Annotated in this window: 24 protein-coding genes; 8 read left to right on the plus strand and 16 right to left on the minus strand. The window is 39.8% G+C overall.

The features are described 5' to 3' along the window. Nucleotides 1-152: 152 nt before the first annotated feature. From CWC16_RS12445 to tagH, 7 genes are read right to left on the minus strand one after another with little or no spacing between them, the layout of a single operon-like run. The gene (locus CWC16_RS12445) at nucleotides 153-950 is read right to left on the minus strand and encodes a PP2C family protein-serine/threonine phosphatase (protein WP_055018333.1); all 798 of its coding nucleotides are present in this window, start codon (nucleotides 948-950) and stop codon (nucleotides 153-155) included. Continuing rightward, on the minus strand, nucleotides 943-1,671 hold the full coding sequence (gene tagF, locus CWC16_RS12450; protein ID WP_055015753.1) for a type VI secretion system-associated protein TagF: 729 nt from the start codon (nucleotides 1,669-1,671) through the stop codon (nucleotides 943-945). The genes CWC16_RS12445 and tagF overlap by 8 nt, the downstream gene beginning before the upstream one ends. Next, the gene (tssM, locus tag CWC16_RS12455; RefSeq protein ID WP_055020032.1) at nucleotides 1,653-5,162 is read right to left on the minus strand and encodes a type VI secretion system membrane subunit TssM; all 3,510 of its coding nucleotides are present in this window, start codon (nucleotides 5,160-5,162) and stop codon (nucleotides 1,653-1,655) included. Before tssM ends, tagF begins: the two co-directional genes overlap by 19 nt. Nucleotides 5,163-5,172: 10 nt before the next feature. Next, the gene (tssL, locus tag CWC16_RS12460) at nucleotides 5,173-6,453 is read right to left on the minus strand and encodes a type VI secretion system protein TssL, long form (RefSeq protein ID WP_055018336.1); all 1,281 of its coding nucleotides are present in this window, start codon (nucleotides 6,451-6,453) and stop codon (nucleotides 5,173-5,175) included. A gap of 20 nt (nucleotides 6,454-6,473) precedes the next feature. Then, complete coding sequence (gene tssK, locus CWC16_RS12465; RefSeq protein ID WP_138541755.1) at nucleotides 6,474-7,802, minus strand: type VI secretion system baseplate subunit TssK; 1,329 nt, start codon at nucleotides 7,800-7,802, stop codon at nucleotides 6,474-6,476. 14 nt (nucleotides 7,803-7,816) lie between these two features. Continuing rightward, nucleotides 7,817-8,281, minus strand: coding sequence for a type VI secretion system lipoprotein TssJ (gene tssJ, locus CWC16_RS12470; RefSeq protein WP_055015757.1), 465 nt, complete (start codon nucleotides 8,279-8,281; stop codon nucleotides 7,817-7,819). A gap of 15 nt (nucleotides 8,282-8,296) precedes the next feature. Beyond that, nucleotides 8,297-9,571 (minus strand): type VI secretion system-associated FHA domain protein TagH, encoded by a 1,275-nt coding sequence (tagH, locus tag CWC16_RS12475; RefSeq protein ID WP_138541756.1) that lies wholly within the window; start codon nucleotides 9,569-9,571, stop codon nucleotides 8,297-8,299. 484 nt (nucleotides 9,572-10,055) lie between these two features. Here tagH and CWC16_RS12480 point away from each other — a divergent pair, with 484 nt between their 5' ends. Continuing rightward, nucleotides 10,056-12,029, plus strand: coding sequence for a serine/threonine-protein kinase (locus tag CWC16_RS12480; RefSeq protein WP_138541757.1), 1,974 nt, complete (start codon nucleotides 10,056-10,058; stop codon nucleotides 12,027-12,029). A 171-nt stretch (nucleotides 12,030-12,200) separates the two neighbouring features. Further along, complete coding sequence (locus CWC16_RS12485; RefSeq protein ID WP_055015760.1) at nucleotides 12,201-12,557, plus strand: PEGA domain-containing protein; 357 nt, start codon at nucleotides 12,201-12,203, stop codon at nucleotides 12,555-12,557. Nucleotides 12,558-12,593: 36 nt separating this feature from the next. Here the strand turns inward: CWC16_RS12485 and CWC16_RS12490 are convergent, their stop codons facing one another. Then, on the minus strand, nucleotides 12,594-12,977 hold the full coding sequence (locus CWC16_RS12490; protein ID WP_138541758.1) for a DUF1294 domain-containing protein: 384 nt from the start codon (nucleotides 12,975-12,977) through the stop codon (nucleotides 12,594-12,596). Nucleotides 12,978-13,030: 53 nt separating this feature from the next. Here CWC16_RS12490 and CWC16_RS12495 point away from each other — a divergent pair, with 53 nt between their 5' ends. Beyond that, nucleotides 13,031-13,561, plus strand: coding sequence for a hypothetical protein (locus CWC16_RS12495; RefSeq protein ID WP_138541759.1), 531 nt, complete (start codon nucleotides 13,031-13,033; stop codon nucleotides 13,559-13,561). Between the two features lie 60 nt (nucleotides 13,562-13,621). On the opposite strand, the gene CWC16_RS12500 is transcribed toward CWC16_RS12495, so the two are convergent. Further along, complete coding sequence (locus CWC16_RS12500) at nucleotides 13,622-14,164, minus strand: carboxymuconolactone decarboxylase family protein (protein ID WP_138541760.1); 543 nt, start codon at nucleotides 14,162-14,164, stop codon at nucleotides 13,622-13,624. A 311-nt stretch (nucleotides 14,165-14,475) separates the two neighbouring features. On the opposite strand from CWC16_RS12500, the gene CWC16_RS12510 reads away from it, so the two are divergent. Then, on the plus strand, nucleotides 14,476-15,063 hold the full coding sequence (locus tag CWC16_RS12510) for a TetR/AcrR family transcriptional regulator (RefSeq protein WP_138541762.1): 588 nt from the start codon (nucleotides 14,476-14,478) through the stop codon (nucleotides 15,061-15,063). A 95-nt stretch (nucleotides 15,064-15,158) separates the two neighbouring features. On the opposite strand, the gene CWC16_RS12515 is transcribed toward CWC16_RS12510, so the two are convergent. From CWC16_RS12515 to CWC16_RS12535, 5 genes are all read right to left on the minus strand, one after another. Next, nucleotides 15,159-17,279, minus strand: a complete 2,121-nt coding sequence (locus tag CWC16_RS12515; protein ID WP_138541763.1) for a methyl-accepting chemotaxis protein — start codon at nucleotides 17,277-17,279, stop codon at nucleotides 15,159-15,161. A gap of 98 nt (nucleotides 17,280-17,377) precedes the next feature. After that, a complete protein-coding gene (gene arsJ, locus CWC16_RS12520; protein ID WP_138541764.1) occupies nucleotides 17,378-18,601 on the minus strand; it encodes an organoarsenical effux MFS transporter ArsJ in 1,224 nt (407 codons plus the stop codon). A gap of 29 nt (nucleotides 18,602-18,630) precedes the next feature. After that, entirely contained in the window at nucleotides 18,631-19,641 is a 1,011-nt protein-coding gene (locus tag CWC16_RS12525; RefSeq protein ID WP_138541765.1) for an ArsJ-associated glyceraldehyde-3-phosphate dehydrogenase, read from the minus strand. Nucleotides 19,642-19,679: 38 nt separating this feature from the next. Further along, nucleotides 19,680-20,033 carry a metalloregulator ArsR/SmtB family transcription factor gene (locus CWC16_RS12530; RefSeq protein WP_138541766.1) on the minus strand — a complete coding sequence of 118 codons (354 nt, stop codon included), beginning with the start codon at nucleotides 20,031-20,033 and terminating at the stop codon, nucleotides 19,680-19,682. A 183-nt stretch (nucleotides 20,034-20,216) separates the two neighbouring features. Then, nucleotides 20,217-20,645 (minus strand): organic hydroperoxide resistance protein, encoded by a 429-nt coding sequence (locus tag CWC16_RS12535; RefSeq protein ID WP_138541767.1) that lies wholly within the window; start codon nucleotides 20,643-20,645, stop codon nucleotides 20,217-20,219. 135 nt (nucleotides 20,646-20,780) lie between these two features. On the opposite strand from CWC16_RS12535, the gene CWC16_RS12540 reads away from it, so the two are divergent. After that, on the plus strand, nucleotides 20,781-21,239 hold the full coding sequence (locus CWC16_RS12540; RefSeq protein ID WP_138541768.1) for a MarR family winged helix-turn-helix transcriptional regulator: 459 nt from the start codon (nucleotides 20,781-20,783) through the stop codon (nucleotides 21,237-21,239). Here the strand turns inward: CWC16_RS12540 and CWC16_RS12545 are convergent. After that, on the minus strand, nucleotides 21,228-22,127 hold the full coding sequence (locus CWC16_RS12545; protein WP_249929244.1) for a LysR family transcriptional regulator: 900 nt from the start codon (nucleotides 22,125-22,127) through the stop codon (nucleotides 21,228-21,230). The genes CWC16_RS12540 and CWC16_RS12545 overlap by 12 nt on opposite strands. 113 nt (nucleotides 22,128-22,240) lie before the next feature. Between CWC16_RS12545 and CWC16_RS12550 the strand changes: the two genes are divergently transcribed. The 3 genes from CWC16_RS12550 (at nucleotide 22,241) to astB (ending at nucleotide 26,116) form a co-directional block, all read left to right on the plus strand. Beyond that, on the plus strand, nucleotides 22,241-23,257 hold the full coding sequence (locus CWC16_RS12550) for a zinc-binding alcohol dehydrogenase family protein (protein WP_138541770.1): 1,017 nt from the start codon (nucleotides 22,241-22,243) through the stop codon (nucleotides 23,255-23,257). Beyond that, nucleotides 23,254-24,357 (plus strand): L-dopachrome tautomerase-related protein, encoded by a 1,104-nt coding sequence (locus CWC16_RS12555; protein ID WP_138541771.1) that lies wholly within the window; start codon nucleotides 23,254-23,256, stop codon nucleotides 24,355-24,357. The genes CWC16_RS12550 and CWC16_RS12555 overlap by 4 nt, the downstream gene beginning before the upstream one ends. 412 nt (nucleotides 24,358-24,769) lie before the next feature. Next, nucleotides 24,770-26,116 (plus strand): N-succinylarginine dihydrolase, encoded by a 1,347-nt coding sequence (gene astB / locus CWC16_RS12560; protein ID WP_138541772.1) that lies wholly within the window; start codon nucleotides 24,770-24,772, stop codon nucleotides 26,114-26,116. Nucleotides 26,117-26,195: 79 nt separating this feature from the next. On the opposite strand, the gene CWC16_RS12565 is transcribed toward astB, so the two are convergent. After that, nucleotides 26,196-26,874, minus strand: a 679-nt coding sequence (locus tag CWC16_RS12565) for a mechanosensitive ion channel family protein (protein ID WP_249929245.1), incomplete at its 5' end; no start/stop codon positions are given.

A 26,874-nucleotide genomic window follows, 5' to 3' on the forward strand; every position in this document is an offset into this window, starting at 1 on the left:
TAAAGCGGAGCGGATTTCATATTACATTCTTTATATTAAAATACAAGCCCAGTTACAATTGCGTTCAAATCATAAGAATTGCAATTATATAAACAATGAACCTGCATTATAAATTAATTAACACCTAAATTTATATCATTATTAAAAAATAATTATTTAGTAAAAAGTGGTATTGTAGCTTCATCTTGAATTTTGTATGTTTCCGATTTGCTACTAAAATTTTCATGACCGTATTTTATTATAATACAGGTAACATTATCACGTGCACCTCTTACTAAAGAAGAATGCATAAGCGCCATACCTGAATCTATAATACTATTAGGTTCTAATGACAAACATATTTCTTCATCAGACAATTCACCTGTTAACCCATCTGAACAAAGTAAGAAAATATCATTAGTATTTACTTCACCTTGTACTACATCTACTTTAACTTCGTCTGTAACGCCCACAGCGCGTGTAATCACATTCGAAAGCGGGTGCGTTTTTGCTTCCTCAACTGAAATTACGCCTTCATCGATAAGATCGTTCACTTGGCTATGGTCCCGCGATATTTGCTGTAATTGACCATTTCGTAGCATGTATGCTCTGCTGTCGCCTACCCATAAAACGTAATATTGATTATCTTTTATAAATAAAGCAGTTACTGTACTGCCCGCTGTTTTGCTTCCTAAGTACTGAGCACTGTATTCATTTAATTGACGATTTGCATCTTCAATAGCTGAAACAATATGCGAAACGCTAAGCGTAGCTAATGTCTTTTCTTCTACTTTTGCTCTAATCACGTCAACAACAAGCTGGCTTGCAACTTCACCCGCTTCATGTCCGCCCATTCCATCGGCTACTACCCATAAGTTATGGCTGTTAATTTCGACATGGGAGTCTTCATTTAATTGCCTAACAGCACCGCGATGAGTTATTGCGTAACTTGTACTTAAATTGCTAATCACTATTTTTTACCTGTGTGTAATTCCATTCCCAATGCTTCCATCGGCCATCTAACATAGCTGCAACTTGGTTAACAGGCGGTAGTCCTGAAGTAACGAGCATCATAGGCTTTATATTGCATGAACCGTGAGTCCACCAAACACTATAGTCACCATGCTTTTTATATAAAAGTGCATGAAGGGCGTCTTTTAAAACATCACTTGATAGCTCATCACCTGAGAACTCAAATGCTTCACCCTCTTTATTTTTGTCACTAGAGAGAGAAATACTAAGCTGCTTTTTAGGCTCTGAAAGCGTTCTTATCGATTTAGCAACCTCTTTTCTCCACATGAAAAGGTCAACAGAGCTATCTAGCACTTTAAGTACAGTGTCTTCATACTCTAAGGAGAACACGCCCGAATTTAATACTTCTATTGGCGCAACTTCTAATGTACTGGCTACCGTAAATGGATAATGACGCCCTACTGCATCCATGCTCGGTAACAGAGTTCCCATTACACCTTTATCACCGACAATATTTGGCGATAATGCAAAATGCCATACAGGGCCTGTTAGGTAGTTATCCTGCCAATTGTCACCCAACTGTTCTTTGCTTACAGCAATAGCTGCTTGCAGCCATTGCTCCCAGTGCTCTGAAAATTCTTTCGAAACGCTGTCTTGAACAAAGTCCCCTAAGCTAGGGACTTTGCCAAGGTAGCCTATATTTATAATCGGGTCGGACATGAAAACTTCTCTACACTTTTATTCCAAAATGGATGTCTAATTGATTTTGGCAATAGCTCAACTTTTGCGTTGTTACCCATGAGAGAAAAATGTAACTCTAAATCCTCACGTGTTTTTGCTCTTTTAGCGCTCAACTCATCCAACATGCGATAAAGCGACCATTCACCTTGGTAAGTTGTATTTACAGAACGCCCTCCATTAGGCGGCGTGAATACAACTCGCGTTTTACTTTGTCCACTTGCGCCTGGCCAAACAAAGTTTGTAACTCTTAAGGGACCATGGCGGTAAATCATTGATTGACCATCAATTTCAATCATTAAGCTCGATGTAGTTTTATCCAGCGATAGCGGACGTAAGCCAAACTCAATTCTAGGAGTTGCACTTCCACCATCGAAGAACACAGTTTGAATTTGATGGGCTAGTTCAAACATGGCTAGAGTATCAGCGCTTATGCCAATGTCTTTTTCAAACTTCCACGGACTCGAACTCATATCCACACTAGGCGCTACATAGTTAGTGAAGAAGCTATCAATGGTGCCATCTGGTCCAAAGAAACGTGTAAAGTCTTTCATATTCACTTCTTTTTGTGCATAAGGAGAGAATGGGTATCGGCCCACAATAGCTGCGTTGTACTCACGTAAAACCTGGCTTTTCCAAATCTCATTTAAGTGTCTGTTAGCGCTATTTTTAGTGATATTACTGGTATCTCTGCTTATATCTAATAACCAACTATTAAATGGGTAAGGTAGATCACGGCTTTGGAACTCAAGTTGGCGAATGAAACTTGGTTTACTTTTTCCACTGATTTGATCTTTTATCGATGACTTTAACTGATCGCCTCTATCTAGCTTAGTTAGATATACATTAAGCTCTCTGAGATTTTTCTGAATGTTATCTAATTGCTGAGTATCAATATTTATAACATCTTCAAACGCTTCCTCAACCTGATAACCAGGCAGCTTGATATCAAACTTAGGGGCTTCGTCAGGTAAAAAACGTTTAATTCTATTGGCTTTAGTTTGCATTGCAATTTCAGCAGCATTAGCGGCAACTTTACCCGCTGCTTTTTGGTTCTCTGACACCGGCAGTTTGGTTAATTGCACATTTTTTTGCACAGCCATAATAATGTTTTTAATCGGTGCTTCTGAACCTGCTAGTACATCTGTAATATTGACACCCTCAGCAGGTGAGCTGTACTGATTTAGGCTTAGATCGTCGATAAATGACTGCCAAAAGAAGATATAATCTTGAAAATAACGTTGCTCTAATTTCTTTTCAATTTCTTCTTTAGAAATATCATAAGTGCCCGATGCCTCCTCGCCATATACCCAGCTGCTTGCCATCAAATTGCCAAGCATTTTACTTTTCTCAACATTAAAAATGCCGTGAAAACCGTTAAAGGTATATAAACCAGGAATACTTCGAGTCAGCTCGCCATTGTTTCTGAACGTGAATTTTTGCGCACTTTCAAAACTAATAATGTCTGTTAACCTAAACGGCGGAATGCTGCTATCAAGAAAATCAGCTTGTAGGCGTTGGTATGCTCTTTCGGCTATTGGTAACTTAGTTAACTCAGCTCTAGCTATACGCACTGCTTGATTATCTATTTTTGTTTGACTAACACCAAGCTCTAATAAGGCAGCAATGTGGTTCATCAACTGGCCACGAGTCAGCGCATTTTTATCACCTGGTAGGTTTCTTTCAAGGTATGCATTAAACCAAGCCGAAATATCTTCACTTTCAAAGTACTCAGGTTGGAATAGCATTAAATAGCACTTTAGCGTCTCGTATAAATAGCTAAGGTGCTCTGGATGCGCTTCCATTTCTTTAATTAACGTATTGGCTATATAAGGTTCTAAATACGTTTGTAGAGACCTGTTATAGGCTTGTGTAGATGACTGTTTAATTTCATTAAGCTTATTAAAACCTATCGACTGAGATTCATCGTCATCAACTAACGCAGGATTGTTAGCTGGTAAATTTCTTAGCGCATTGAGCCTGTCGTTTAATACTAATAAGTTACTTCTATCAAACGAGGCTCCATCTAGCTCCTGATAAGTTTCAATGGCTTCATCTGTAGCAGCCATTAAATTATTATTCCATGCAAAGCTAAAGTACCACGAAATAGAAAAACCAATTACCGCAATACTAGCTAAAGAAATACTACCTACTCTCAGCCATTTGTTCTGCTTATCGTGATGTTTGTTAGTACTTGCTAGGTTTTGCTCAGGGAAAATCACACCTTCTAAAACGTTTTTAATAAAGAAGCTTTTCGATTGATTTATATAGCTAGAATCTGCTGAGTTTACATCATTTAAAAAGCTAGCTGGCTTCCCTTCTTGAGTGGCACTGGTCAAATACACGCCCCTAAACATAGGGAGTTCTTCATAGGCGTTAGGGGTAAAAATTTCTTTTAAAAACGCATCGCCTACACCTTGCAGCACACGAAGTTGTCTCGGAAATTCAAAAATTTTGGCTCGTATTTCTTCATTACGCTCGTTAATCAACCTACGATTAAGCATTTCTGTCAGTTTTGAAATTAACGCGTGAAACTCTTTATTAAACGCTTCAACTTGAGTGTCTTTATCTAGGTCTAACTCAAAAGTAACCCCCCAAACTTGCTCGCATTCTTCTTCTGTAAGCTCGCCAAAAAACTCTCTAAAACCTTCAATTAAATCAACTTTAGAAAGAATGACGTACACCGGAAAAGTCATACCCAACTGATTTTGTAACTCTTGTAAGCGCTGTTTAATTGCGCGGGCATGCAGATTACGCTCTGTTTTAGTTTGACTCATGAGCTCAGAAATACCCATGCTGATCATTACACCATTAATGGGGCGCAGCGGGCGGTACTTGCGTAAAAGCCCTAAAAAACCTTCCCAGGCGCGCGAGTCATGCTTTGCGTGGCTACTTTGTGTTGTGTATCGTCCTGCGGTATCAATAAGTACGGCTTTATTAGTGAACCACCAATCACAGTTTCGTGTACCACCTACACCGTGCACTAAATCAACACCTAGCTTATCTTTTAACGGATAGTCTAAGCCTGAGTTATTAATAACCGTTGTTTTACCGGCCCCAGGCGGGCCAATCATAATATACCAAGGTAATTGATATATATTTTTACCCTTAAATAACTTTACATCTTTAAGTAAGTTGATGGCCTCATTCATGCGGTTTTTTAACGTGGTGATCTCTTCATTCACCTCGTTACTGTTCGACTCATCGCTTTCGATTAGCTCATCGGCCATTTTCTCATCGCGTTTGCTTTGTTGCGTTAAGCTATAAATTTTGGTGATAGCAAACACTAAAATAACAAACAAAATTGTTAACAGCCGTGCCGCTACACTCTCTAAAGGAATAAAGTCAGCAACCGCAATAAGCGGGCCGCCGAACCAAATTAATAAAGATAACGCCAAAAAGCCGATAATTAACATGGCTGTTTTAGAAGTGAGTACGTAAGTAATTTTTTTTATTTTGTGTGAAAAACTCATGTCAGCCTCATTAAAATAATAAATCGATTTCAATTCGTCGGTTTAGTGACCGAGAAGCTGAATCTGAATTGCTGGCGATAGGCTCTGCAGCACCTTTACCTTCAGGCCATAGACGGCCACTTAGGTTTGTACTTTTAGCCATAGAATTAGCAACTTGCGTTGCACGGGCTAAAGAAAGGTGCCAATTTGATGGGTATTTATCAGTCCGAATAGGCGTATCATCGGTATGCCCAGTAATTAAAATACGTCCTTTTGTTCCTTCCAAACTAAGTGCTAGCTTTTCTAAAATGGGCTGAATTGACGGTAGTAATTTTGCGTCGCCCTGATTAAATAAGCTTTCGCTGTTTATTGAAATTCGTATGCGGTCTAGGTTTTTCTTTACTGTAACTATCCCCATCTGAATTTCTGTTTGCAGTAACTGCTCAAGTACTAATAGTTGTTTATCTTTTTTATCTATACTTTCGTTTTGCGCTATAGGATGAATCACAGCTAGCTTGTCGTTAAGTGAAGCAACGCCGTCGTTTAGTTTCATGTTGATAAATAAGTAAACCATTAACAGCACTAAACCCAACACTGAAAAAATCACCCAAAGCGGAACTTGATTTCTAAGCTCTACGCCAGCGGCAACACGCTGCTTCCAATTAGGTGAAAGTTTATTGTTCAATGGACCATCTAATTGATTTAAAAGGTGATACATTTGAGAACGATATTCTTCTATTTTAGTATCGCCACCGTTGTCTAATCTGTATTTACCTTTAAAGCCTAAGTTCAAGCAATGGTACTGCAGCTCAATAAATTGTTTGTGTTGTTCAGGTTGAGCCAGTGCGTTATCAAGCAGGGTGTAAAAGTATTCACCGCCAAACGTTTCTTTATGGAACGTCGATAGTAAACTCTCATCAGCCCACTCCATTGAGCTCCATTTAGAATTTAAAACTGATTCATCTAAAATCGCGCACAAGCAATAACGCGAGTTAGTGATTACATCTTTAGAAAGCCCCTGGTTGCGCACTTCAACTTCAAAGCGCTTCACAGCCTCAACACAGCGATGCTTTAAAGCAGCAATATTTGTCATCTCTTTAGCTTGGCTAATAGAAATTACAATTGAAAAACAATCTGTTGCCGCTTCTAAAAGTGGGTTTTTAAAAATTGAAACTTTAGACGTATTAGTAATACTGCTGGCAGCGGGCTCAATAGACATCACTGTTTTATCAGTATCGTTATCAACATTAGGAGTGTTTGAAGTGTCACGCCCTAGTCTACCAGGGCGAGGTTTTATAATGGTTTCATCCATTGAAACTCTTCCTTTAAAAGTTAAGTTCTAATTGCCCAAAGGCTTATTTGTAGCTCAGGGTAATTACCCGATAAGTGGATAGCGATACCACCACTTGAACGAAGTTTTTCCCAATGTTCACCCTGCTTGTTTAACTCAAAGTAATGAAAACCTGCATGGTATGGGATTTGACGCGGTGCCGTTGGTAAGTTGCTAATGGTAATACCAGGAATTTGGTTATTAACTAAGTCGCGTATAGTTTCCACACTACCGATCTTAATTTGTGAGGGCAGTATTTTTCGCAGCTCTTCGTGCGGTACACTTGCTTTAATTGCTAAAACAAATTGTGCCGAATTGAGTATAGACTTATCTTTTAGTGCCCCAAACGAAATACCAAACTTACTTTGTTCTAGTTTAATTTCTGTCGCAGTTTGTTCAATGACATGGCTTAAAGATTGATATAAGAAATTGACTACTTCAGCAAAGACTTTAGCCAAATTATTATGATCGTACTTAGGCAACTTTGGTACTCGTTTATTTGCAGTGCTAAAAGTCGATAACTCACCCGCCAGCTCGATAAGACGAGTATAAAATACATTTGGGTGGATGTTATTCACGCTAAGTAGATTGTCAAAAACAGCATCGTATTTATTAAGGGTTTGCAGCATGATGAAGTCGGCAACCGAAGTGCTTCCTGCATAGCCTTGGCATAAACGCACAGATATACTCTCTGCACGCTGCTTTATCATAGAGCCTATTTCTCTTACTAAACCAAGCAATGGCTTACATTGACCCACTTTTAAAGAGGGAGGTATATATTTAGTATCAAGTTTAATGCTGCCTTCGCTACTTACTTCAATAATGCGCGCAACAGGCAGCAAAATATAACCAGCACTGTCATCAGAAGATAGCATAAGTTTGCTATAAACTTTAGCAACCTGAATAATCTCTTGGGATTGAGTTCCTAGTGAGTCATCACTTACAGTTAAGTCATTTAGCTTATAGCGCGTAACAATATTCTCATCCAATGCTGAAATATTAATACCACTATTTTTGATTGCCGGGATGGCAAGGTATACCACTTCATCGTACACATCTTTATTAACCACTAATGGCTCAGGTAAAGGAGTAGACTGTGGCATTTCAATTGGGAGCAAGTCTGGCGTAATGGCACTTAAAGACTCAAGAGCTAACTGCCCTGAGCCCAATAACTGTGTGTCTATACTTATATCAAGTATGCCCCACGGATCAGATAAATTGCCCTTACATAATTGGTTTATTAAATTAGAAAAATGCTTATCTGATTGTTGAAAATGTTGCGGCCTTAAGAACATCCCTTCAGTCCACGCAACACGAGTGTTGTCACCCATTTTACAAATCCTTTTTATCGCTCTCTCATGTATGTTGCAATTGCTTCAACATTTACATTTATATCGTCATAGCCAGTAGGGTCAACCTCAATAACTGCTCTCCACCTTGCTTGGTCGATATCTCTATAAGCCACAACAACACCCACGTAGCGGGTATTTCTATTAAGGCTCATTTTGTATTTTTGTACTGAGTTTGGTTGTAGTTCTAGCTCATCTTTTTTAAGTAAATCTGGGCCTAATAGTTTTTCAGGTGTTTCGTATAAACTAAAAAAATCCTGAGTATCAAAAATAGTTCTTGAACTTAGTTCAAATATTTTCATAACAACTGGCGACGGTCTCTCTGATGTGTCGGGATTTACATCTTTAGAAACATTAATAATTAAATCAGTTGAAGGCGGAACTATTTTGTTAACGGTGGTACACCCAACCGTCAAAAAGAGTAGGCTAATGCTCATAAAAAAGAGCTTAAATTTAGTCATTATTTACTTTCCTTCCTAAAACGTTTCTTGAGTTTTATCATTATAAGCCTTTAAAAAATCGTCAGATAACGCCATGGCACCTTTGGCATTTACGTCCTGTGCTAACTCTTCATGAAGGCTTTGGTATATCTTCCAACATTTTGCTTCTGACTGGCCTGGAATAATTTTTAATACATTCGAGTTTTCGTTTACTTGCTGGGATATCTGCTGAGGAGAAACCTGCTCTAAAATCCCTTTAAGTACACCATCAGCTCCTGCTAATAAAGCATGTTCATGTCTTCGAGTATCAGTAAAGCTTTCTTTAATCGATTCACGAGACGACAGGAAGCTTGCACTATTTCTGATGAATAAATTCTGAATAACATCATCAATATCTGCAGAAAACTTAATCGGGTTATTTTGTTTAGTTTGAAACATGGTTTGATTCAAGCGTAATTGATTTTTTACCAAAGCTCGTTGTCTTAATGACTCCATTAACTCGTTTAATAATAAATTTAAGCTTTGACCCATTTCGAACCACAACTCAGGTGTATTGAGAGCATTTTGAAGCTCAGCTTTAACACCTAAACCTTTTAAAAACGCCTCAGATAAGGCGGAATTAGCGCTTGCGGTACTAGCCTGTGTTTGCGATTGTTTTACTGGCTGCTTAACGGGTTCTGGTGTTTTTTGAGGCTCAACGTTAACGGGTTGCTCTGCCACTGCAATATCATCAAAATGGTTTTGCGGTGAGACTGACACATCGGGGTTCATTAGATGTGATAATTCATCCCAATTTTCAGGAATTTGATTATCAGGCTGTGCCATGCTTTCTTCTTTCATTGAAACAGAAGGCATTGACTCATCTAAAATAGATTCATTTAAAAATAAATCACTTGAAGAAAAATTATCTATTTCGGGTGCTGGAGCACTATTTCTTAGTGCAAAGTCATCCGTATTTGAGCGGGCTTCTGTGTATGCTGTCGTAGATTGAGAATCAGCTAACTCGACTTCAATTTGAAAATCCCCCACAGTAATCACATCACTGTGGGCTAAACGGTGTTTATTACCTTGACCAAGCGCAGACACGCCAAAATTAACAAACGTTCCGTTAGTGGAGGTATCGTATAAATAAAACGAATCGCCTTCTTTTTCGATACGGCCGTGTCGGCTAGAGATTATTTTTTCAGGATCGGGCAAATGCCAATCGCACGTTTCGGACCGGCCGAAAATAAGGGAGTGTTTAGTTGTTTTAGAAGCTTCAATTTCAGGCGAGAGTCTATGATAACTAGTTATATTTAGTATCAGTTCCATTTGATAAGTTAGTCCCATAAATCTACATTTTCAGTAGGATAAAGTAGAAGCGAAACTATTGTCAACATTGAAATTAATATATAAAAATATACACAGATATTTAAATTTGAAGACAATGATAAATTTAATAAACCTAAAAATATGAAATCCAATAATTAAACTCCTGTTTGAATGTTCCTTTTTCAGCACACTTCCGCAAACTTTATCTCATGAAAATTAAAGTGAATGATTATCGCTGAATGTACCTTTAACGCCTTTTGCAGCTGTTTTAAGGAAGTTATTTTTTAAGTTTAAAAATAAAAATAAGTTTTAAGTGAGTTTAAACAGACGACGTAACCGATTTTGTATGAAACTTCTACGCCAGAAAGATTGCTAAAGTAATCTTTTTTTGTAAAAATACTTCAGTTATCAAAGGGAGAATTGATAAAAACGATAAAAATTCACCTTTGCAATTATTTATATATACACAATAAAAGGATTTATAATGAGCGGTATCAATAACTCTAACGATAAAACTCAGATAGCGTCGCTTGATTCAAATCTCAAAAAGCCACAGGCTAAAAATAAACTCAACCTAATTGGTAAAAAAATATCAGCTCGTTACTTGGTTGAAGAATTAATTGGCCAGGGCGGTATGTGTTATATCTATCGTGCAAGGGATTTATTTTTAGAAAGCCCAAGTCGCCCTGAAGTATTTGTTGCAATAAAGGTGTTACTCGAGGAGTTTTCACACTCAGAAGAGGCCATCACTCTCCTTAAAGATGAAACCACTAAAACACAACAGTTAGCCCATCCCAATATTGTTAAAGTGTATTCTGCAGGTTCAGATGGCGATCTTCATTATGTAACGATGGAGCTTGTTGAAGGCGAAACACTTGAGCAAATAATAAAAAGAAACAAACCCACAGGTATGGTGTTTAAAAAAGCGAAGGTGATTTTAGAACAATTAGCTAATGCCCTGATTTACGCGCATGCACGCGGTGTCATCCACAATGATTTAAAGCCATCAAATATTATTTTTGATTCTAACGGCAACTTAAAAGTGCTTGATTTTGGTATTGCAAAACATAAAACCATTGAAGATGCTTATGCTGTTCAAAACGAGCAAAATGCTGCTGTTGTAGGTGGTTACACTCCCACCTATGCAAGCCCAGAGCAACTTAAAGGAGCTGAGGCTTCAGTTAAAGATGATGTGTTTTCTTACGCATGTATAGCGCTTGAACTGTTAAGCAGCAAACACCCATTTAATCGTGTAGCAGCTGATAAACTAGCAAAAGATACCTCAGCAAAACGCCCTAGTAACTGTCCGTTATGGTTATGGGGTAGCTTAAACAAAGCAATTGCATTAAACGCGTCTGATAGATTAAGCTCGCTCAACCCCGTTTTAGCTAAATTAAAGCAAAATTACAAACCGACTGTCGCATTAGTCGCAAGCTTGGTAATTGCCTCAGTATTGGCAGGACAATATTACTTATCTAATAACAACACTGTAAAACAGCTCGAAGCTAAGTTAGACAATGCTCAAGCTATAAACCAACAAGTAAAAACATGGATGTCATGGAATGGCCCCAGCATACTCGATAAACTTTCTGAAATACCGCCTCAATACGACGTTCTAAAACAAGGGTTATTGCGTGTAAATCAAGAGAGTGTTTTGCAAAGTTTCGATGGTATGGCTAATCAGATAAACAATAGTGGTGGCAAGTTTAAGAACTTCGACGAAACTATAGATGTTTACACGCAAGCACTTGAATACTACCCTGACTCGGAAAAGCTCTCTGTACAGCTTGAGAGTATTTTAAGAGAAAGGCAATCTATAATTTTTGATATTACATCACGAATTAATCTACTTTTAGAACAATCTCGTTATAACGAAGTTGATAATAATAGTATTCCTCAGCTAATTATTGATTTAAAACAGGTTGATGACACCTACGTCTATCAACCTTCGCAAATTCACTTTGATAATTACAAGCTAGCGCTCGAAAAAGCTATAGAAGAAGACAACGTTATTGAACAAAAATCGTTATTAAACGTAGGGAAAGCTATCTTTACTGATACGCAAAAACAAGAGCTGCAATTTGCTGAACTGCTCAAAAGAGAGGCGGCAATCGACGCTCTTAGCTCGTATCAAGAAAGAATCAATAAAGGCCTACAAGCTCAATTTCCAACAGCGGATGCTATTGTATTTTACCAGCCACGCTTTGATCGCTACACAGAAAAACTTGAAAGCGTTGAGCAATACAAAGAACTATTAGAATTTGAAGAGCAAATTAACGTGGAGTCAGTGGATTTACCATCAGACTTTTCGCTTTTGGTTTCTTTAAAACAGGAGTTATCTAAACGATACATTACAATGGCGAATACCTTAATGAAGAGAAAGATGTATCGTACTGCCGAGCAACTAGTAGAGCGAAGTGAAGCCATTACTCAATCACTTGATAATGTTTTATTGTAACTTATTAACTATAAAGCAAAGCGATTGTGGCTTTGCTTTTACAATACACTTTAAAAGTTGATGAACACTTAGTTTTACCGACGAAAGTCAAGGATGACGAGTTAAGCTAACGCTTGTACTCCTCCATGATATTTCGCAATTTTAATTACTATAATGATTTATGGAGTACCAATGAAAAAAATAACCGCACTAGCAGCATTACTCATTTTAAGTGGCTGTGCAAACACTTCAAATATGAATGAAACTGAACAAAAAGTTGAAGACAATGTTGCCGATGTTCAAGCTGAAGTAGCCGAGGTGGTTGCTCCAATCTCACTTACCGTAATTACTAACCCTAATGACGCGCGCGTGCGTATTATGAATATCAAACCGGTATACCAAGACGCGATTGAACTAAAAGAAGGTGAATACGATATTGAAGTAAGCAAGCCTGGCTACCAAACTTATCGTAAGTGGGTCGTGGTTGATAAAAAAACCATACTTACAGTTAATCTAGATGAAGTAGCAAAAACTGAAGCTGCAAACTAAACGCCATGTAAATGTATTTATGCCTTTAAATACGCATTAATTTAAAGGCATAACTCTCGCATTTTCTTCAAACAATATAATACCCCCTATTACACTCACATTCCCAAAAATACATAGCCATAACACCACTATAAAACGTCGCTTTTGCGATTTATGCCTAAGCCATTGTTGTGCAATGAGTGCACCGGGCCAACCGCCAACTAGCGCTAGTATATGTAGTGTGCGCTCAGGTGTGCGGTTTACTTTTTTATGCGTTGATTGCTTTGCTTGTCGTTTATCCCAAGCGTACATTATAAATGTGATTAGACTCAGTGAGCTTATATAACCTGGTACATAAATAGGCAAGTACTGAGATAGATACGCAAGCCAAATCACAGCCAAAAAAAGCAGTGAGAAGATGATTAATGTTTTCTTTATCAATTCATGATCGCCTATACTAAAAAGAGTTAAACCAAAATAATAAGAGCGAAATTATGACATACTTTAAAGCCCTATTTTTAGTATTATGCTTATACGTCTTTAATAGTTACGCCGCTGATACCCCAAGTAAGCTTGATAAAGAACTCGCTGTATTTAAACCTTATTTAGGTACTTGGCAGGCCGATTTTAAAGTGCCTGAGGGAGCCAAACCAGTACAAGATGTTGGTCGATGGGAGCGAGCATTAAATGGTAAAGCGATACATACCAAGCACTCTATTAATGAAGGTGAATATGGTGGTGAGTCGATGATTTTTTACGACAGTAAAAAAGAGTCATTGGTGTTTTACTATTTCACTACCGCAGGTTTTTACACAAAAGGCACCATGAAAGTGCTTAGCCCTACCCAATTTGTCGCGTATGAAGAGGTAACAGGGAGTAAAGAAGGCATTACTAAAGTACGCTCGATAAGCGAGCTAAAAAACGATGCGTTTGTTGTTTCAACGTCTTATTTAAAAAAGGGTGAATGGACTAAACCTGAGCAACGTACATACACACGCAGCACTAAAGCCGTTAAATTTAAATAACGTTGTATTTAAAACACATAAAGGCAGCTCAGGCTGCCTTTGTCATTTATAAAACCGCTATTATTTAGCAAACTTTTTAAATGGTTCATCAACGGGTGTATCAGCAAGGTGGTTAGTGTAGTTGCTCATTACTTTTTGCGATAAACCAACAATAATTTCTAGTAGTTGTTGTTTACCGTAACCTGCTGCAAAAAACTTCTCAATTTGCTCATCGCTAATTACGCCGCGATCGCGTGTCATTGCAAGCGTTGTTTCACGTAGTGTTTCAAGTTTTGCATCTGCAAGTGGTGTTTTGTTTACTAGTGCATCTACAATACCTTGGTCAACTTTCATTGAAGCGGCAATTGCGCTGTGCGCTGGTACACAGTAATGGCACTCGTGTTCAACGTTAATTGTTTGCCATACAACTGTTAGCTCTTCTGCGTTAAACGATGTTTTTTGAAATAGCTCATGCAGTACTTGGTAGCCTTTAAGTAACGTAGGCGCCTCTGCCATTACTGCATGAAGGTTAGGCACCATGCCAAATGCTGCTACTGAATCAGCCATTAGCGATTTTGATTCTTCAGGTGCGTTGTCTTGAGTATATAACGTAAATTCTGCCATGTTCTGCTCCAATAAATTAATGTGTTTGAGTAACCTGAACTCTGGATAATAAATCTATCTCTAACAGCTATTTTCAGCGATAACTGCGTTGAATTTACTTGCAATAGGCTAGCTATTGACGCGTAAATTCGCCTTGTTTTCACTAAAAACCTCTGGCTAGAGAAAATAACCTTTAATATCATCATGAAGAAATATGTTAGTAAATCTCTTAACCAGAATTCAGGTTAAATAACTTCGAGACACATACTATTTGATTTTGAGCGACTGTTCAAGTTAAAATTGAGCATACGTTCAAAATAGTTGAGATTAAAATGGCTAACAAAGTTAAATTTGAACGCGAGAATGTAATTCGCGTTGCAAGCCAATTGTTTTGGGAAAAGGGGTTTACAGCTACCTCAACCCGCGATTTACAAGAAGCGATTAATATGCGCCCTGGCAGTATTTATGCGGCGTTTGGCTCTAAAGAAGGCCTATACAGCGAGTCTTTAAAAGACTACACCGTACAAATGAAAAGCCAAATTGATGGGTTTTTAGCAAGTTCTGATTCTGTTTTAGGTGGTTTGCGTGCATTTGTCGAAAACGTAATAATTAAAACTAAAGACTGTAGCCCAAGTGCTATTTGTATGTTGGTAAAAGCAAACAGTGAATTCGCAGAAAAAGATGCCTCTTTATATGAACTGAGTTTAGACTTATCGGCAAAATTTGAAGCTTACCTAACCACCTTATTTGCGCAAGCTATTAAAAATAATGAGCTGAGTAGCAACCTTACGGCACTTGAATATGCACAGTTCTTTCAGGTGCAATTTACTGGTCTGCGTGGCTATTTCAACCGCCCAGGTGTAGAACAATTAGCGCAGCCGATGATCAATCAAATGTTTGATTTGATCAAAAAGCTATAAGTCTCATATTACTCACTACAAAAAAGTCTCAACAAAAAAAGCGGCTAATTCATACTGAATTAGCCGCTTTTTTATCAGGTAGTGTTGATCTTTACTTACGTTTTGAGTCTATTTAGCTCGCTATCTTGCTGCGCTACCAATGCATTAAGCGCTTCACTACTATCACCCGCCTGGGTAGATAAATCAGCTAATTGTGCTGCCGCATCTGATATAAGCGTTAGGTTACGGTTTATCTCTTCGGTTACTAAGCTTTGCTCCTCAGCTGCGGTGGCAATGTGCGTAATTTGATTCGTAATTTCATCTACTTTTACTACAACACTATGCAGCGCTTCAAAAGCAACTGAGGTTTCGTCTACTGCACTTTCAGCGCGTACTACCCCTTTTTCAATTACGGTAGATGCGTTACCTACTTCTAACAATAAGCTATCAATAAGTTGGCTAATATCATCGGTAGATGAACGTGTTTTAGAAGCAAGGGCTCGTACTTCATCTGCAACCACAGCAAAGCCTCGACCATGTTCGCCAGCACGCGCGGCTTCGATGGCGGCGTTAAGTGCAAGTAAGTTTGTTTGCTCAGAAATAGTTCTGATCACATCTAAAATTTGCGTAATATCTTTACTACGCGATGCTACTTTTTCAACGGCTTGGTTAGCTTCTTTTATTTCTTCAGACATAGTTTTAACTTGGCTCATAGCTGACGATAAGCTCGTTTCACTACTTACCACTAAACCATTTATTTCATCCGCTTGTTGAGCTGATTGCTCTGAGGCTCTAGCAACTTCAAGTGCGGTTGCGCTCATTTCGTTCATGGCGGTTACTACACTTTCAATTTCTTGAAATTGCGATTGTACGTTTTGTTTAGTATCAATGGCTATATGTTGCGCTATTTCACCTTGATGCTTAGTTTGTGCTGAAACACCTTTTAGCTCAGCAATTAAGCCTCTTAACTTAGCTAAAAATGCATTAAAGCCACCAGCAAGAGCAATAAGTTCAGCATGCGTATCGACGTGCAGCGTATGCGTTAAATCACCTTCAGAGCTGGCAAGATTATCAACACGTTGTTGAATTTGCTCAAGCGGTGCAACCACGCTACCTACTACTATTTTCATAACAATAAAGGCAATTATAGCTATCACACCGCCCGTTATTAAAATAACTAAACCTAGCTGATTTGCCGAGTCACTCATATTTTTAGCTAACGCGTTAGGGCCCTCTAGTGCTAGGTTACTTGGCACTTCAATAAGTAAGCTCCAATGAGTGTTAGCAAGTTTAATATTTATAGGGTAATTAACTAAGTATTCATCCGCTGTTTTAATTAACTTGTTTTGACCTTTAGTATTAGCAAGTTCGCTGTAAGTATTGCTGCTAACAGCTTCTTTAAACGGACGGCCTAATTTAGATTTATAATGACTGCTGCCTACAATTAATCCCATATCACTTAACAACGTAACTTTGGCTTTACCGTTATATAACTCACCAGAAAGCTGCTCTGTAAGGCCCTGAAAAGTTGGTAGTGTTAAATCAACACCCGCTAAACCAATAAAGCGGCCTGATTTAATAATTGGCACTGTTAATGAAGTAAGCATAACAGAATCGCCAGAGGGGATTTCGTAAAGGTACGGTTCCATAATACAAGGCTTAAGTGTATCTTTTGCACACAAGTACCAGTGGGCTTCACGAATACCAAACTCGTTTAACGACGTTAAATATTTATCAGCGGCATTAGCTACTTTTTGTTGCTCAATATTGCCGTTTTGGTCGCGCGTTATATACACCTCTAACGTGCCATCGCCATTAACAGAATGTTTGAAACCTTGTGTAAATTGCGCGTCTTGTCCATCAAATGCGTTAGCTTCAAACTGCGAATAAATAGACGATAAAAATTGATTCTTCTCTAAAATAGAGCGATTAATGTTCACCACAGTATCGCGATTTAGAGTTTGAGTTTTAGCTGCATCACCAAGCAATGCAGCTAAAGAATTAGGCACTCGGTAAGCTTCATTTATAAAACCAGCTATTTTTTCACCGTAGGCAGCAGCATTTGCATTAAGCTTTTGCTCAACCTCAGCCACTATATAATCTTCAGATTCTTTTGCGAGCGCTTCACTGTTTGATGACATTTGCCACCACAATACGCCAGAGAGAACCAGCACTGTTAAAAATGTACTACCTACGGTTATCCACAATAACTTTTTTGCTAACGAGATTTCTTGCACTTAAATTACCCTTTAATTAAAACTACGGGTACAGTTTAGTAGATCTTAAAAATGAAGCTATTAAAATCGTTACACTAATAAAAAACTAATACAAACGTTTAGCTTTTATTTTTGATTAAAAAGGCCGTGGCTATAGAGGCCAAAATAAGCAAAATTACACTTACCCATAAACACGCTACAAAACCATAAACCTGAAATACCCACCCTGAAAGCACCGTGCCTAGTAAACGCCCCATTGCATTGGCCATATAATAAAAGCCAACATCAAGCGATACACCATCGCTTTTAGCAAAGCTGACAATTAAGTAACTATGCACTGAGGAGTTAACAGCAAATACACCGCCAAAAATAAGCAAACCTATAATCAGCGTGGCATGAACGGCCACCTCAAGTTGCATAAAAAGTGCTAATAGTGCTGTTACACCACTTAGCAGCAACACCCATAAATAGGCATGTTTAACGGTATCAACACTTGAGTTACTGGTGCCGGTAATACGCGGCGCTTGCGATTGCACGCCGCCATAACCAATAACCCAAAGCGCCATAAAGCCACCAACCCACCAAAAGTTCCAATTAAACTGCTGGGCTAAATAAATAGGTAAAGCCACTACAAACCACACATCACGCGCGGCAAACAAACATAATCGCGCTGCGCTTAATAAGTTTATTGCACGAGATTTAGAAAATAGCTCTTTAAACTTGGGCTTATTTTTAGCCTTGCCCATGTCGCCTTTTAAAAATACAACGCTAATAATCCACGCAATAGTAAGTAGTAAAATAAGCGCCTTCAAAGCACCTACAAAACCCAATACCGTAAGGAGTAAACCACCTAAAAAGAAGCCGACCCCTTTTAACGCATTTTTTGCGCCTGTTAAAATAGCCACCCATTTATAAAGCTGGCCTTGTCCGCTTTCTCCCTCGGGCACTAAGTGTTTAATGGCGCTTTTGGCGCTCATTTTATTTAAATCTTTGGCTATGCCACTAAGCGCTTGTGCTGCCATAACATAAGCCACTGTGAGCCACTCACTTGGCGCGCATAACATGGCAAGGGCTATTATTTGAAGCGCCAAGCCAAAGTTCATGGTTTTATTAAGGCCTAAATGAGCCCCAAGCCAACCGCCCACTAAATTGGTGATCACACCAAAAATTTCGTAAAACAAAAACAGCATGGCAATGGCCAGTGCACCATACCCTAACTGATGAAAATGCAGCACCACCAGCATACGTAGTGCGCCATCGGTTAAGGTAAATGCCCAGTAATTACCGGTTATAATTAAATACTGTTTTATTGCTGTAGGTAAATTAGCGAGTTGCTCAAACATGGTTTACGCCCTTAAAACCTTACAAATGGTTAAACCAAATCGCTTTTAGCAACTTTAAGCATAAGCTCGGCGGTACGATTAGCGTAACCCCATTCGTTATCGTACCAAGCGTATAATTTAAGCTGGGTATTATTTATAACCATGGTAGAAAGCGCATCAATAATGCTACTGCGTGGATCGGTTTTGTAATCTATCGATACAAGCGGTTTTTCTTCGTAACCTAATACACCTGCAAGCTCGTTTTTAGATGCTTGAGCAAACCACTCGTTAACCTCAGCGGCAGTTACACCACGCTCAAGCTCAAATACACAGTCGGTAATGGATGCGTTAGTTAAAGGTACGCGCACGGCATGGCCATTTAACTTACCTTTTAACTCAGGGAATATATGTGTAATAGCTGTTGCACTACCGGTTGTAGTAGGTATTAAACTTGTCCCGCACGAACGGGCGCGGCGTAAGTCTTTATGTGGCGCATCAATAATCGTTTGGGTATTGGTAATATCGTGAATAGTGGTCATTGAGCCGTGTTTAATGCCTACTTTTTCTTGTAATACTTTTACAATAGGCGCTAAACAGTTAGTCGTACACGACGCCGCAGTCACAATTTTGTGCTCATCTGGGTTATATAAATTATCGTTAACCCCCATAACCACATTTAAAATGCCGTCTTCTTTTACTGGTGCGGTTACTACAACGCGCTTAACACCTTGTGCTAAATATTGCTTTAACAGCTCAGTGGTTTTCATTTTACCGCTGGCTTCTATTACTACATCGCAATCAGACCAATCGGTATCACTAATGGTTTTGTTATTGGTAACGGCAATAGTGTGTTTGCCCACACTAAAGCTATTTTCGTTTGCTGTAACGCTGTGTGCTAAACGCCCATGCACTGAGTCAAACTCTAATAAATGAGCATGTGTTTTAGCATCGCCTGCAACATCGTTTACTTTAATAAATTCTACTTCTGGCCATTCTAATGCTGCGCGCAGTGTTAAACGTCCCATGCGGCCAAAGCCGTTAATACCTACTTTAATTGTCATAATAAATACCTTTAGTAAAGTTATATCAATTTGTTTAATTAACAGCAGCTTGCTGCACGCTCTGGGCGATTCCCCATAGCATTGAGTCGATTTAAATCATCGCTAAAAAACGCAGAATTTTCGTTTCGTGTTTGTGTTAGTACGCTAATAGCCCACTCAGGCAAGGCTTTGTTAATGCTGTAGTAAACCCATTGATTTTGCTTGCGGTCGCTTAATAAGCCACATTGCCTAAGCTGCGCTAAATGGCGCGACACTTTAGGTTGGCTAAGTTCAAGCGCAGCAACAAGCTCACACACACATAGCTCTTGCTCATGGCTAATTAATAACATGGCTTTTAAGCGCGTATCGTCGGCTAAGCATTTGTAAAATTGTAGTGGATTGAGTTGTTCCATAGCATCCTCGTTTAGTTAGTGTGCATACAATAAAACAAAGTGAGAATATATGAAATAGTGAATATACGATTTTCCGTATATTTTTTAGAAGGGTTTAATTAATATGAACTTTGCTAAATTTCAGCACACAACAAAGCCCAGTGGCAAACCACTGGGCTATTACAATGCTAAGTAATCAGTTAATTAAATAACCGAAAGCTCTACTTCAATGTTGCCGCGTGTAGCGTTTGAGTATGGGCATACTTGGTGTGCTTTATTTACAAGCTCTTGCGCTGCTGCCTTATCCATATCACCGAGCGATACTGCTAATTTAACTGCAATACCAAAACCGCCATCAATCGCGCCAATAGATACTTCAGAGTTAATGTGTGTATCACTTGGTAAATCAATTTTTTCGCTACCGGCTACAAATTTTAGTGCGCCAATAAAACACGCTGCATAACCAGCTGCAAATAACTGCTCTGGGTTTGTGCCTTGCCCATCGTCGCCACCTAGCCCTTTTGGGGTTGATAGGTTTACATCTAAACGGCCATCGTCAGATTTAGCTACACCTTCACGGCCACCGGTTGCAGTTGCTTTTGCTGTGTAGGCAACGTTTTGTAATACATTCATAGTGAACTCCAAAGTTTATCAATTAATTTAGTTTGCATGCAAAATAATAGGCTAGGTAATTAGAGATTGCAAATACTTTGCATGCAAATTAAAATGTTTTTTGAGCTTAAGGTATTAACGCGTTAGGAGTTGAGTATGTCGTTTGAGCAATTAAAATTAAAAAATCAGCTGTGTCATAGGTTATATATGGCATCAAATAGTATTGCCCGCGCTTACCGTGAGCCTTTAGCTGCACTTAACTTAACGTATCCGCAGTATGTAGTAATGATGGCGCTGTGGGAGCAAGATGAAGTAACCATCGCGCAGCTAATAGATAAAACCGCTATTGACGGCGGCGCTATGACCCAAATACTCAAAAAAATGACCGAAAAATCTCTGCTAGCTGTTATTAAAGACGAGCACGATAAGCGTAAACGCCTAATTCAGCTTACCCAAAGTGGGCAAGCCCTTAAAAACGAAGCCGCTGATATTCCAAAAAATATATTATGTAAATTTGAAAGTGTAGATCCCACACAAGCCAAACAGCTTATGCAGCTGCTTGACTTAGTGGTAAACGATTTAAATACTAAAAGCGGCGATGAGTTAGCCAACTAACGCGGTTATTTTTTGTTGAATAAACGCCCTAAATGCCGTGATCACCGGGGTCATTTGGCGCCGGTCAGCGTACATCATATAAAGCGGCAGCGGATCACTTTGCCAGTCAGAGCATAAATGAACGAGTTCCCCACTTGCTAAATCCTCAATTACATCCAAGTACGACTTATACGCAATGCCTTTGCCCTCTAGCGCCCAGCGCCTGACCATTTCGCCATCGTTTACTATGTGTTGGCAATTTAGCTGCACTTTTTGCACCGCGCCATTTTTATAAAATCGCCACTCTTTAAACACTTCGCCAAAGCGCATAAACGTAATGGTAGTGTGCTGCGTTAAGTTAAGGGGATGTGTAAGCAATCCAGTTTTTGCTACGTACTCAGGAGAGGCCACTAAAATACGCGCATTATTTAAAAAAAGTGGCGCTGCAATTAACTGTGAATCTTTTGGTACGCCAAAGCGCAGTGCAATATCAATCGACTGGCTATAAATGTCGCTTACTTCGTCACTTAAGTGCAGTTTAAGTTTTACATGCGGGTATTGCGCTAAAAACTCATTAAGCCATTCGCTTAGTTTATTACGCCCTAAATCGCACGGGGCCGATACCTGTAGCATCCCTGTTACTTCACCTACTGCAGTTTGTACTGCAGCTACCCCTTGTTGAATAAGCGAAAGGGAGTCTTTGGCGTAACTTAAAAACTGCTCCCCTGCCACACTTAAGCGTAAACTGCGGGTAGAGCGAATAAACAATACGTTCCCTAAGTCTTTTTCTAGGCGCTTAATAGCCGCACTTACCGCCGCTGGAGTTTGTGCGTTTTGCCTTGCGGCTTCAGAAATACTGGCGCAACTGGCTACATCTATAAAAGTTTGAATATCGTTAAATGATCGCATATTTTCAATTAAAATTTGAAAGTGCTTTAGTTTTTCATGTCTTTTTCTATTTTTCAACTGAGCTATAGTGCTTATAAGTTAAAAATACTTGGTTAAAACCATCAGGAATTCACATGAAAGCATTTGGCTACACCAAAAACACTAAAACGCTTACAGCAAGCTCTATACAAGCAATTGAACTTGATACCCCAACCGCCACCGGGCACGACCTACTTATTGAAGTAAAGGCTATTTCTGTAAACCCTGTAGATACAAAAATACGTGCCAATGTAGCGCTAGAGCAAGGCTACAAAGTATTAGGTTGGGACGGCGTAGGCATTGTAAAAGCCGTTGGCGAGTCAGTATCGTTATTTAATGTGGGGGATCGTGTATTTTACGCCGGCGATTTATCGCGCCAAGGCAGTAATGCGCAATTTCAATTAGTTGATGAACGTATTGTAGGCCGCGCACCTAGAACATTAACCGACGCACAAGCCGCAGCGCTGCCATTAACCAGCATAACCGCCTACGAAATGCTGTTTGATCGCCTGCAAATGCCTAAAAATAAGCAAAATACTCAGCAATCTATGTTAGTTATTGGCGCCGCAGGTGGCGTTGGCTCTATTTTGGTACAACTTGCCAAGCAACTTACGGGGCTAAACGTAGTAGGTACTGCATCACGCGAGCAAAGCGTAGCCTGGCTTAAAGAGCTAGGAGCCGATCACGTGCTCGATCATTCTAAAAACTTAAACGAGCAGCGCAAAGAACTGGGGTTAGCTGAGTTTGACTACGTTATTGGCTTAACCCATACCGACCAATACCAAGATCAAATAGTGGAGTGTATTAAACCCCAAGGTAAATTTGCGCTAATAGACGACCCTACATCGTTCGATATTTTAAAATTTAAGCGTAAGTGTATATCGGTGCATTGGGAGTTTATGTTTACCCGCTCGCTATTTACAACTGCCGATATAACAGCGCAGCACACTTTACTTAATGAAATTAGTGAGCTGATAGACGCAGGTACACTTAAAACCACGCTTGGGCAAAATTTAGGCCCAATTAACGCCGCTAATTTATATAAAGCGCACCAAATTTTAGAATCGCACACATCACGCGGTAAACTTGTTTTAGAAGGCTTTGAAGCATGAATCAGATTAAAAAAATACTTTTAGCAGCAGCCTGCAGCACCGCGTTTTTAACCAGCAGTGTGTTTGCGAATTCCCAACCTACGCACACCGATTTAAACACAGTAGCTACATTCGACGCGCAGCACCCACCAGGTAATATTGCTATTACGCCCTCTGGCCGTAAGTTTTTATCGGTACATGGTTTTTACGGCCAAAAACAAAAAATTATGGAGCTATTAAGCGATGGCACCACCAAACCCTACCCTAATGAAGAATGGGCATACGCGTATAAAAACGGCAAAGGCTTTTACGACGTACTTGGCATAAATGTATCTGCCGATGGCGTATTATGGATGCTAGATACATCAGGCCCTGATCATGCTGGGCGTTTAGTCGGTTGGGATACCAACAAAGAGCAGCTGCATAAAATAATTTATTTAGCTAAACCCACCATTACCGACACCTCGTTTTTAAACGATTTAGTTATCGATAATAAACACGGCGTTGTATACATTGCCGACACCGCACAAGGCAACCAAGCCGCTATTATTACCGTAAATTTAAAAACAGGTGAGGCGCGCAGAGTCTTACAAAATAGCCCATACACCACAGCCGAAAACATCGATATGGTCATTGAAGGGCGCACCATGAAACTAGGCGGCCAACCAGCACGTTTAGGGGTAAACCCAATCACACTCGACCCAAGCGAACAGTGGCTTTACTTTGGCTCTATGTCTGGCACATCGGTTTATCGTATTGCCACCAGCGATATTAACAATAAAAGCCTGAGCGCAAGCGCCCTTGAAAGTAAAGTAACGCGTTACGGCACTAAACCAATTTCCGACGGTATTATTGTTGATGGCGGCGGCAATGTGTATGTTACCGACATAACCAACGGCGCAATTGGCGTAGTAAAACCAAGTGGTAAATACCAGGTATTATTTAAAGACGAGCGCTTAAGCTGGCCAGATGGCTTTAGTTATGGCGCCGATCATAAAATATATTTTACCGTCGATGAGCTACACCGCTCGCCAGTATTAAATAACGGTAAAAATGCCAGCCAAGGGAAATTTAGTGTGCTGTCGTTCGACCCACTAGTAAAAGGTAAAGTAGGGCGCTAATTACAGCGTATAAACCCCAAGCCACGCACCTGCTGCGTGGCTTTTTGGTGCAACTTTTAAGCCTTTTAGCCCCAAAGTGGTGCTAAGCGTTTAAAAGTTATTTTTAGTGGTTTAATAAATACCTGATTTGTATTCATAAAATATTCAATTAACAGTTGGCATAATTCTTCCAAGATACAAATGTGTTCAGTGAAACTCTCAAGGAAAATACCATGGCTAACCTATACCACACCCTTTACCTACTATGGCGTTTAGACATTAGCGTATGGCAGGTAAACGATCCGAGTAATACCCATACCACGTGTGACAAAGAGCGAGTTTACAGCCGATAAACTTCGTATTGATAGGCTTTGCAAGCACAGCCAATGCGTTGTATTGTTAAGTTACTAAAAACAATATGATTGGAACGTGTATGCACGCCTTAGAAGTAAATTTTGATGGCTTAGTTGGCCCTACTCACAACTATGCGGGTTTATCGTATGGTAACGTTGCCTCGTTAAATAATGCGGCAAGTTTTTCAAACCCGCAAGAAGCTGCGTTACAGGGCCTTGAAAAAATGAAAGCCATGCACGACAAAGGCCTAACACAAGGTGTGTTTGCGCCCCACGCACGCCCCGATTTAAACGTACTACGCCGCTTAGGTTTTACCGGCAACGACTCGCAAGTTATTCATAAAGCATTTAAAGCAGACCCAATTTTATTGCGCGCGTGTTATTCGGCCTCTGCAATGTGGACCGCCAATGCCGCTACTGTGTCACCTTCGCCAGATACCCTCGATGGCAAAGTGCATTTTACCTCAGCTAATTTAAACAATAAGTTTCATCGCTCACTAGAGCCTGCTACAACTACCCGCTTACTAAAAGCTATGTTTAATAACGATAGCTATTTTGCACACCACACGCATTTACCCGATCAGGGCTTTTTTGGCGACGAAGGCGCGGCTAACCATACCCGACTTTGCGACAGCCACGGCGAGCAAGGCCTAGAAATGTTTGTATTTGGCGCAAGCGCGTTTAATAGCCAGTTGCCAAAACCGGCTAAGTTTCCTGCAAGACAAACACTAGAAGCCTCAGAAGCCATTTGCCGATTACATAATTTAAAAGAATCGAGCCAAATTTTACTGCAGCAAAACCCAGATGTTATAGATCAAGGCGTGTTTCATAACGATGTAATTGCAGTAGGTAACGCAAACGTACTGCTTTGCCACCAGCAAGCATTTTTAAACCAACACGATGCCCTGCAAGAAATTCGCGATGCCTACACCGGCAGCAAACAGTTATACATAATTGAAGTACCTACCGATAAAGTAAGCATAAGCGATGCAGTAAGCAGTTACTTATTTAATAGCCAATTAGTAAGCCTAGACGATGGCTCAATGCTATTAGTAGCGCCACAAGAGTGCCAACGTAACAGCGCTGTAAACGCCTACATTGAAGAAATGATTTTAGCGGATAACCCAGTAAACCAAGTGCAGTTTTTTGACCTACGCCAAAGTATGCAAAATGGTGGCGGCCCTGCCTGCTTACGTTTACGTGTAGCTCTTAACGAGCAAGAGCTAAGCGCAGTAAACCCTGAGGTTATTTTAACCGATACTAAATACACTCAGCTTTGTGACTGGGCAAAACGTAACTACCGCGATAAGCTAGGCGCAAGCGACTTTGCCGATTCAGCCCTACTTACAGAAAGCTACCAAGCACTGGATGAACTAACCCAACTGCTTAACTTAGGCTCAGTGTACGACTTTCAATTAGAAGGTTAATACCTCAGCAAACACAAAGGCTAATACAAAAATAGCGAGCCAAGGCTCGCTATTTTATTTGTGCTTATGCTAATAGTGTTTAAATATCTTTATTGACCGTTATTGCCGATGCCATCGACTCAGATATGTGCAGCGTTCGCTGCGGAAACGGAATACTCAGCCCCGCGCCTTCTATGGCCTCTTTAACGCGTTTATTTAAATCCCACACGGTTTGCCAGTAATCGCCATTTACAGCCCAAGCACGTAATTGAATGTTTACTGCGCTTTCGCCTATTGAGGTAACCATTACTTTAGGTGCTGGCTTTGCAAGTAATCGACTCTCTGATTCGGCAATTTTTTTAAGTACATTTAAGCCAACATCAATAGAGTCGGCGTACGAAATCCCCACCACTATATCCATGCGCCTTTTACCGTTACGGGTAAAATTTTTAATGTTGCCGCCCCACACTTTACCGTTAGGCGATGCGATATAAAGGCCGTCGGTGGTTTTAAAAATGGTAGTAAATAAGTTTATTTCGTTCACTGTGCCAAGCGTACCACTCGCATCTACAAAATCGCCTGTTTTAAATGGCCTAAGTATGAGGGCGTGTTGATCTTTGATGGTTGAATTTGTAGCTGTATGTTTGACTTTTAGGCAAGGCAGAGCCTGTGAAGTGTGGTTATTCCCCATAAATAGGCGATAACGAAGCATAAATGCCAAACATACGCTGCCCGAAGGGTTCTTTCTATGGGCGATTAACTCCTTGTTGCCTACATGG

The sequence above is a fragment of the Pseudoalteromonas sp. S3776 genome, from assembly GCF_005886915.1.
Classification (GTDB): Bacteria; Pseudomonadota; Gammaproteobacteria; order Enterobacterales; family Alteromonadaceae; genus Pseudoalteromonas.

Coding starts and splice junctions, on each gene's coding strand:
- tagH (WP_138541756.1), bottom strand. CDS start 9,571: ATGGAACTGATACTAAATATAACTAGTTATCATAGACTCTCGCCTGAA.
- CWC16_RS12550 (WP_138541770.1), top strand. CDS start 22,241: ATGAAAGCATTTGGCTACACCAAAAACACTAAAACGCTTACAGCAAGC.
- astB (WP_138541772.1), top strand. CDS start 24,770: ATGCACGCCTTAGAAGTAAATTTTGATGGCTTAGTTGGCCCTACTCAC.
- CWC16_RS12510 (WP_138541762.1), top strand. CDS start 14,476: ATGGCTAACAAAGTTAAATTTGAACGCGAGAATGTAATTCGCGTTGCA.
- CWC16_RS12500 (WP_138541760.1), bottom strand. CDS start 14,164: ATGGCAGAATTTACGTTATATACTCAAGACAACGCACCTGAAGAATCA.
- CWC16_RS12485 (WP_055015760.1), top strand. CDS start 12,201: ATGAAAAAAATAACCGCACTAGCAGCATTACTCATTTTAAGTGGCTGT.
- CWC16_RS12540 (WP_138541768.1), top strand. CDS start 20,781: ATGTCGTTTGAGCAATTAAAATTAAAAAATCAGCTGTGTCATAGGTTA.
- CWC16_RS12530 (WP_138541766.1), bottom strand. CDS start 20,033: ATGGAACAACTCAATCCACTACAATTTTACAAATGCTTAGCCGACGAT.
- tssL (WP_055018336.1), bottom strand. CDS start 6,453: ATGGATGAAACCATTATAAAACCTCGCCCTGGTAGACTAGGGCGTGAC.
- tssK (WP_138541755.1), bottom strand. CDS start 7,802: ATGGGTGACAACACTCGTGTTGCGTGGACTGAAGGGATGTTCTTAAGG.
- CWC16_RS12555 (WP_138541771.1), top strand. CDS start 23,254: ATGAATCAGATTAAAAAAATACTTTTAGCAGCAGCCTGCAGCACCGCG.
- CWC16_RS12535 (WP_138541767.1), bottom strand. CDS start 20,645: ATGAATGTATTACAAAACGTTGCCTACACAGCAAAAGCAACTGCAACC.
- tssJ (WP_055015757.1), bottom strand. CDS start 8,281: ATGACTAAATTTAAGCTCTTTTTTATGAGCATTAGCCTACTCTTTTTG.
- tagF (WP_055015753.1), bottom strand. CDS start 1,671: ATGTCCGACCCGATTATAAATATAGGCTACCTTGGCAAAGTCCCTAGC.
- tssM (WP_055020032.1), bottom strand. CDS start 5,162: ATGAGTTTTTCACACAAAATAAAAAAAATTACTTACGTACTCACTTCT.
- CWC16_RS12545 (WP_249929244.1), bottom strand. CDS start 22,127: ATGCGATCATTTAACGATATTCAAACTTTTATAGATGTAGCCAGTTGC.
- CWC16_RS12495 (WP_138541759.1), top strand. CDS start 13,031: ATGACATACTTTAAAGCCCTATTTTTAGTATTATGCTTATACGTCTTT.
- CWC16_RS12525 (WP_138541765.1), bottom strand. CDS start 19,641: ATGACAATTAAAGTAGGTATTAACGGCTTTGGCCGCATGGGACGTTTA.
- arsJ (WP_138541764.1), bottom strand. CDS start 18,601: ATGTTTGAGCAACTCGCTAATTTACCTACAGCAATAAAACAGTATTTA.
- CWC16_RS12480 (WP_138541757.1), top strand. CDS start 10,056: ATGAGCGGTATCAATAACTCTAACGATAAAACTCAGATAGCGTCGCTT.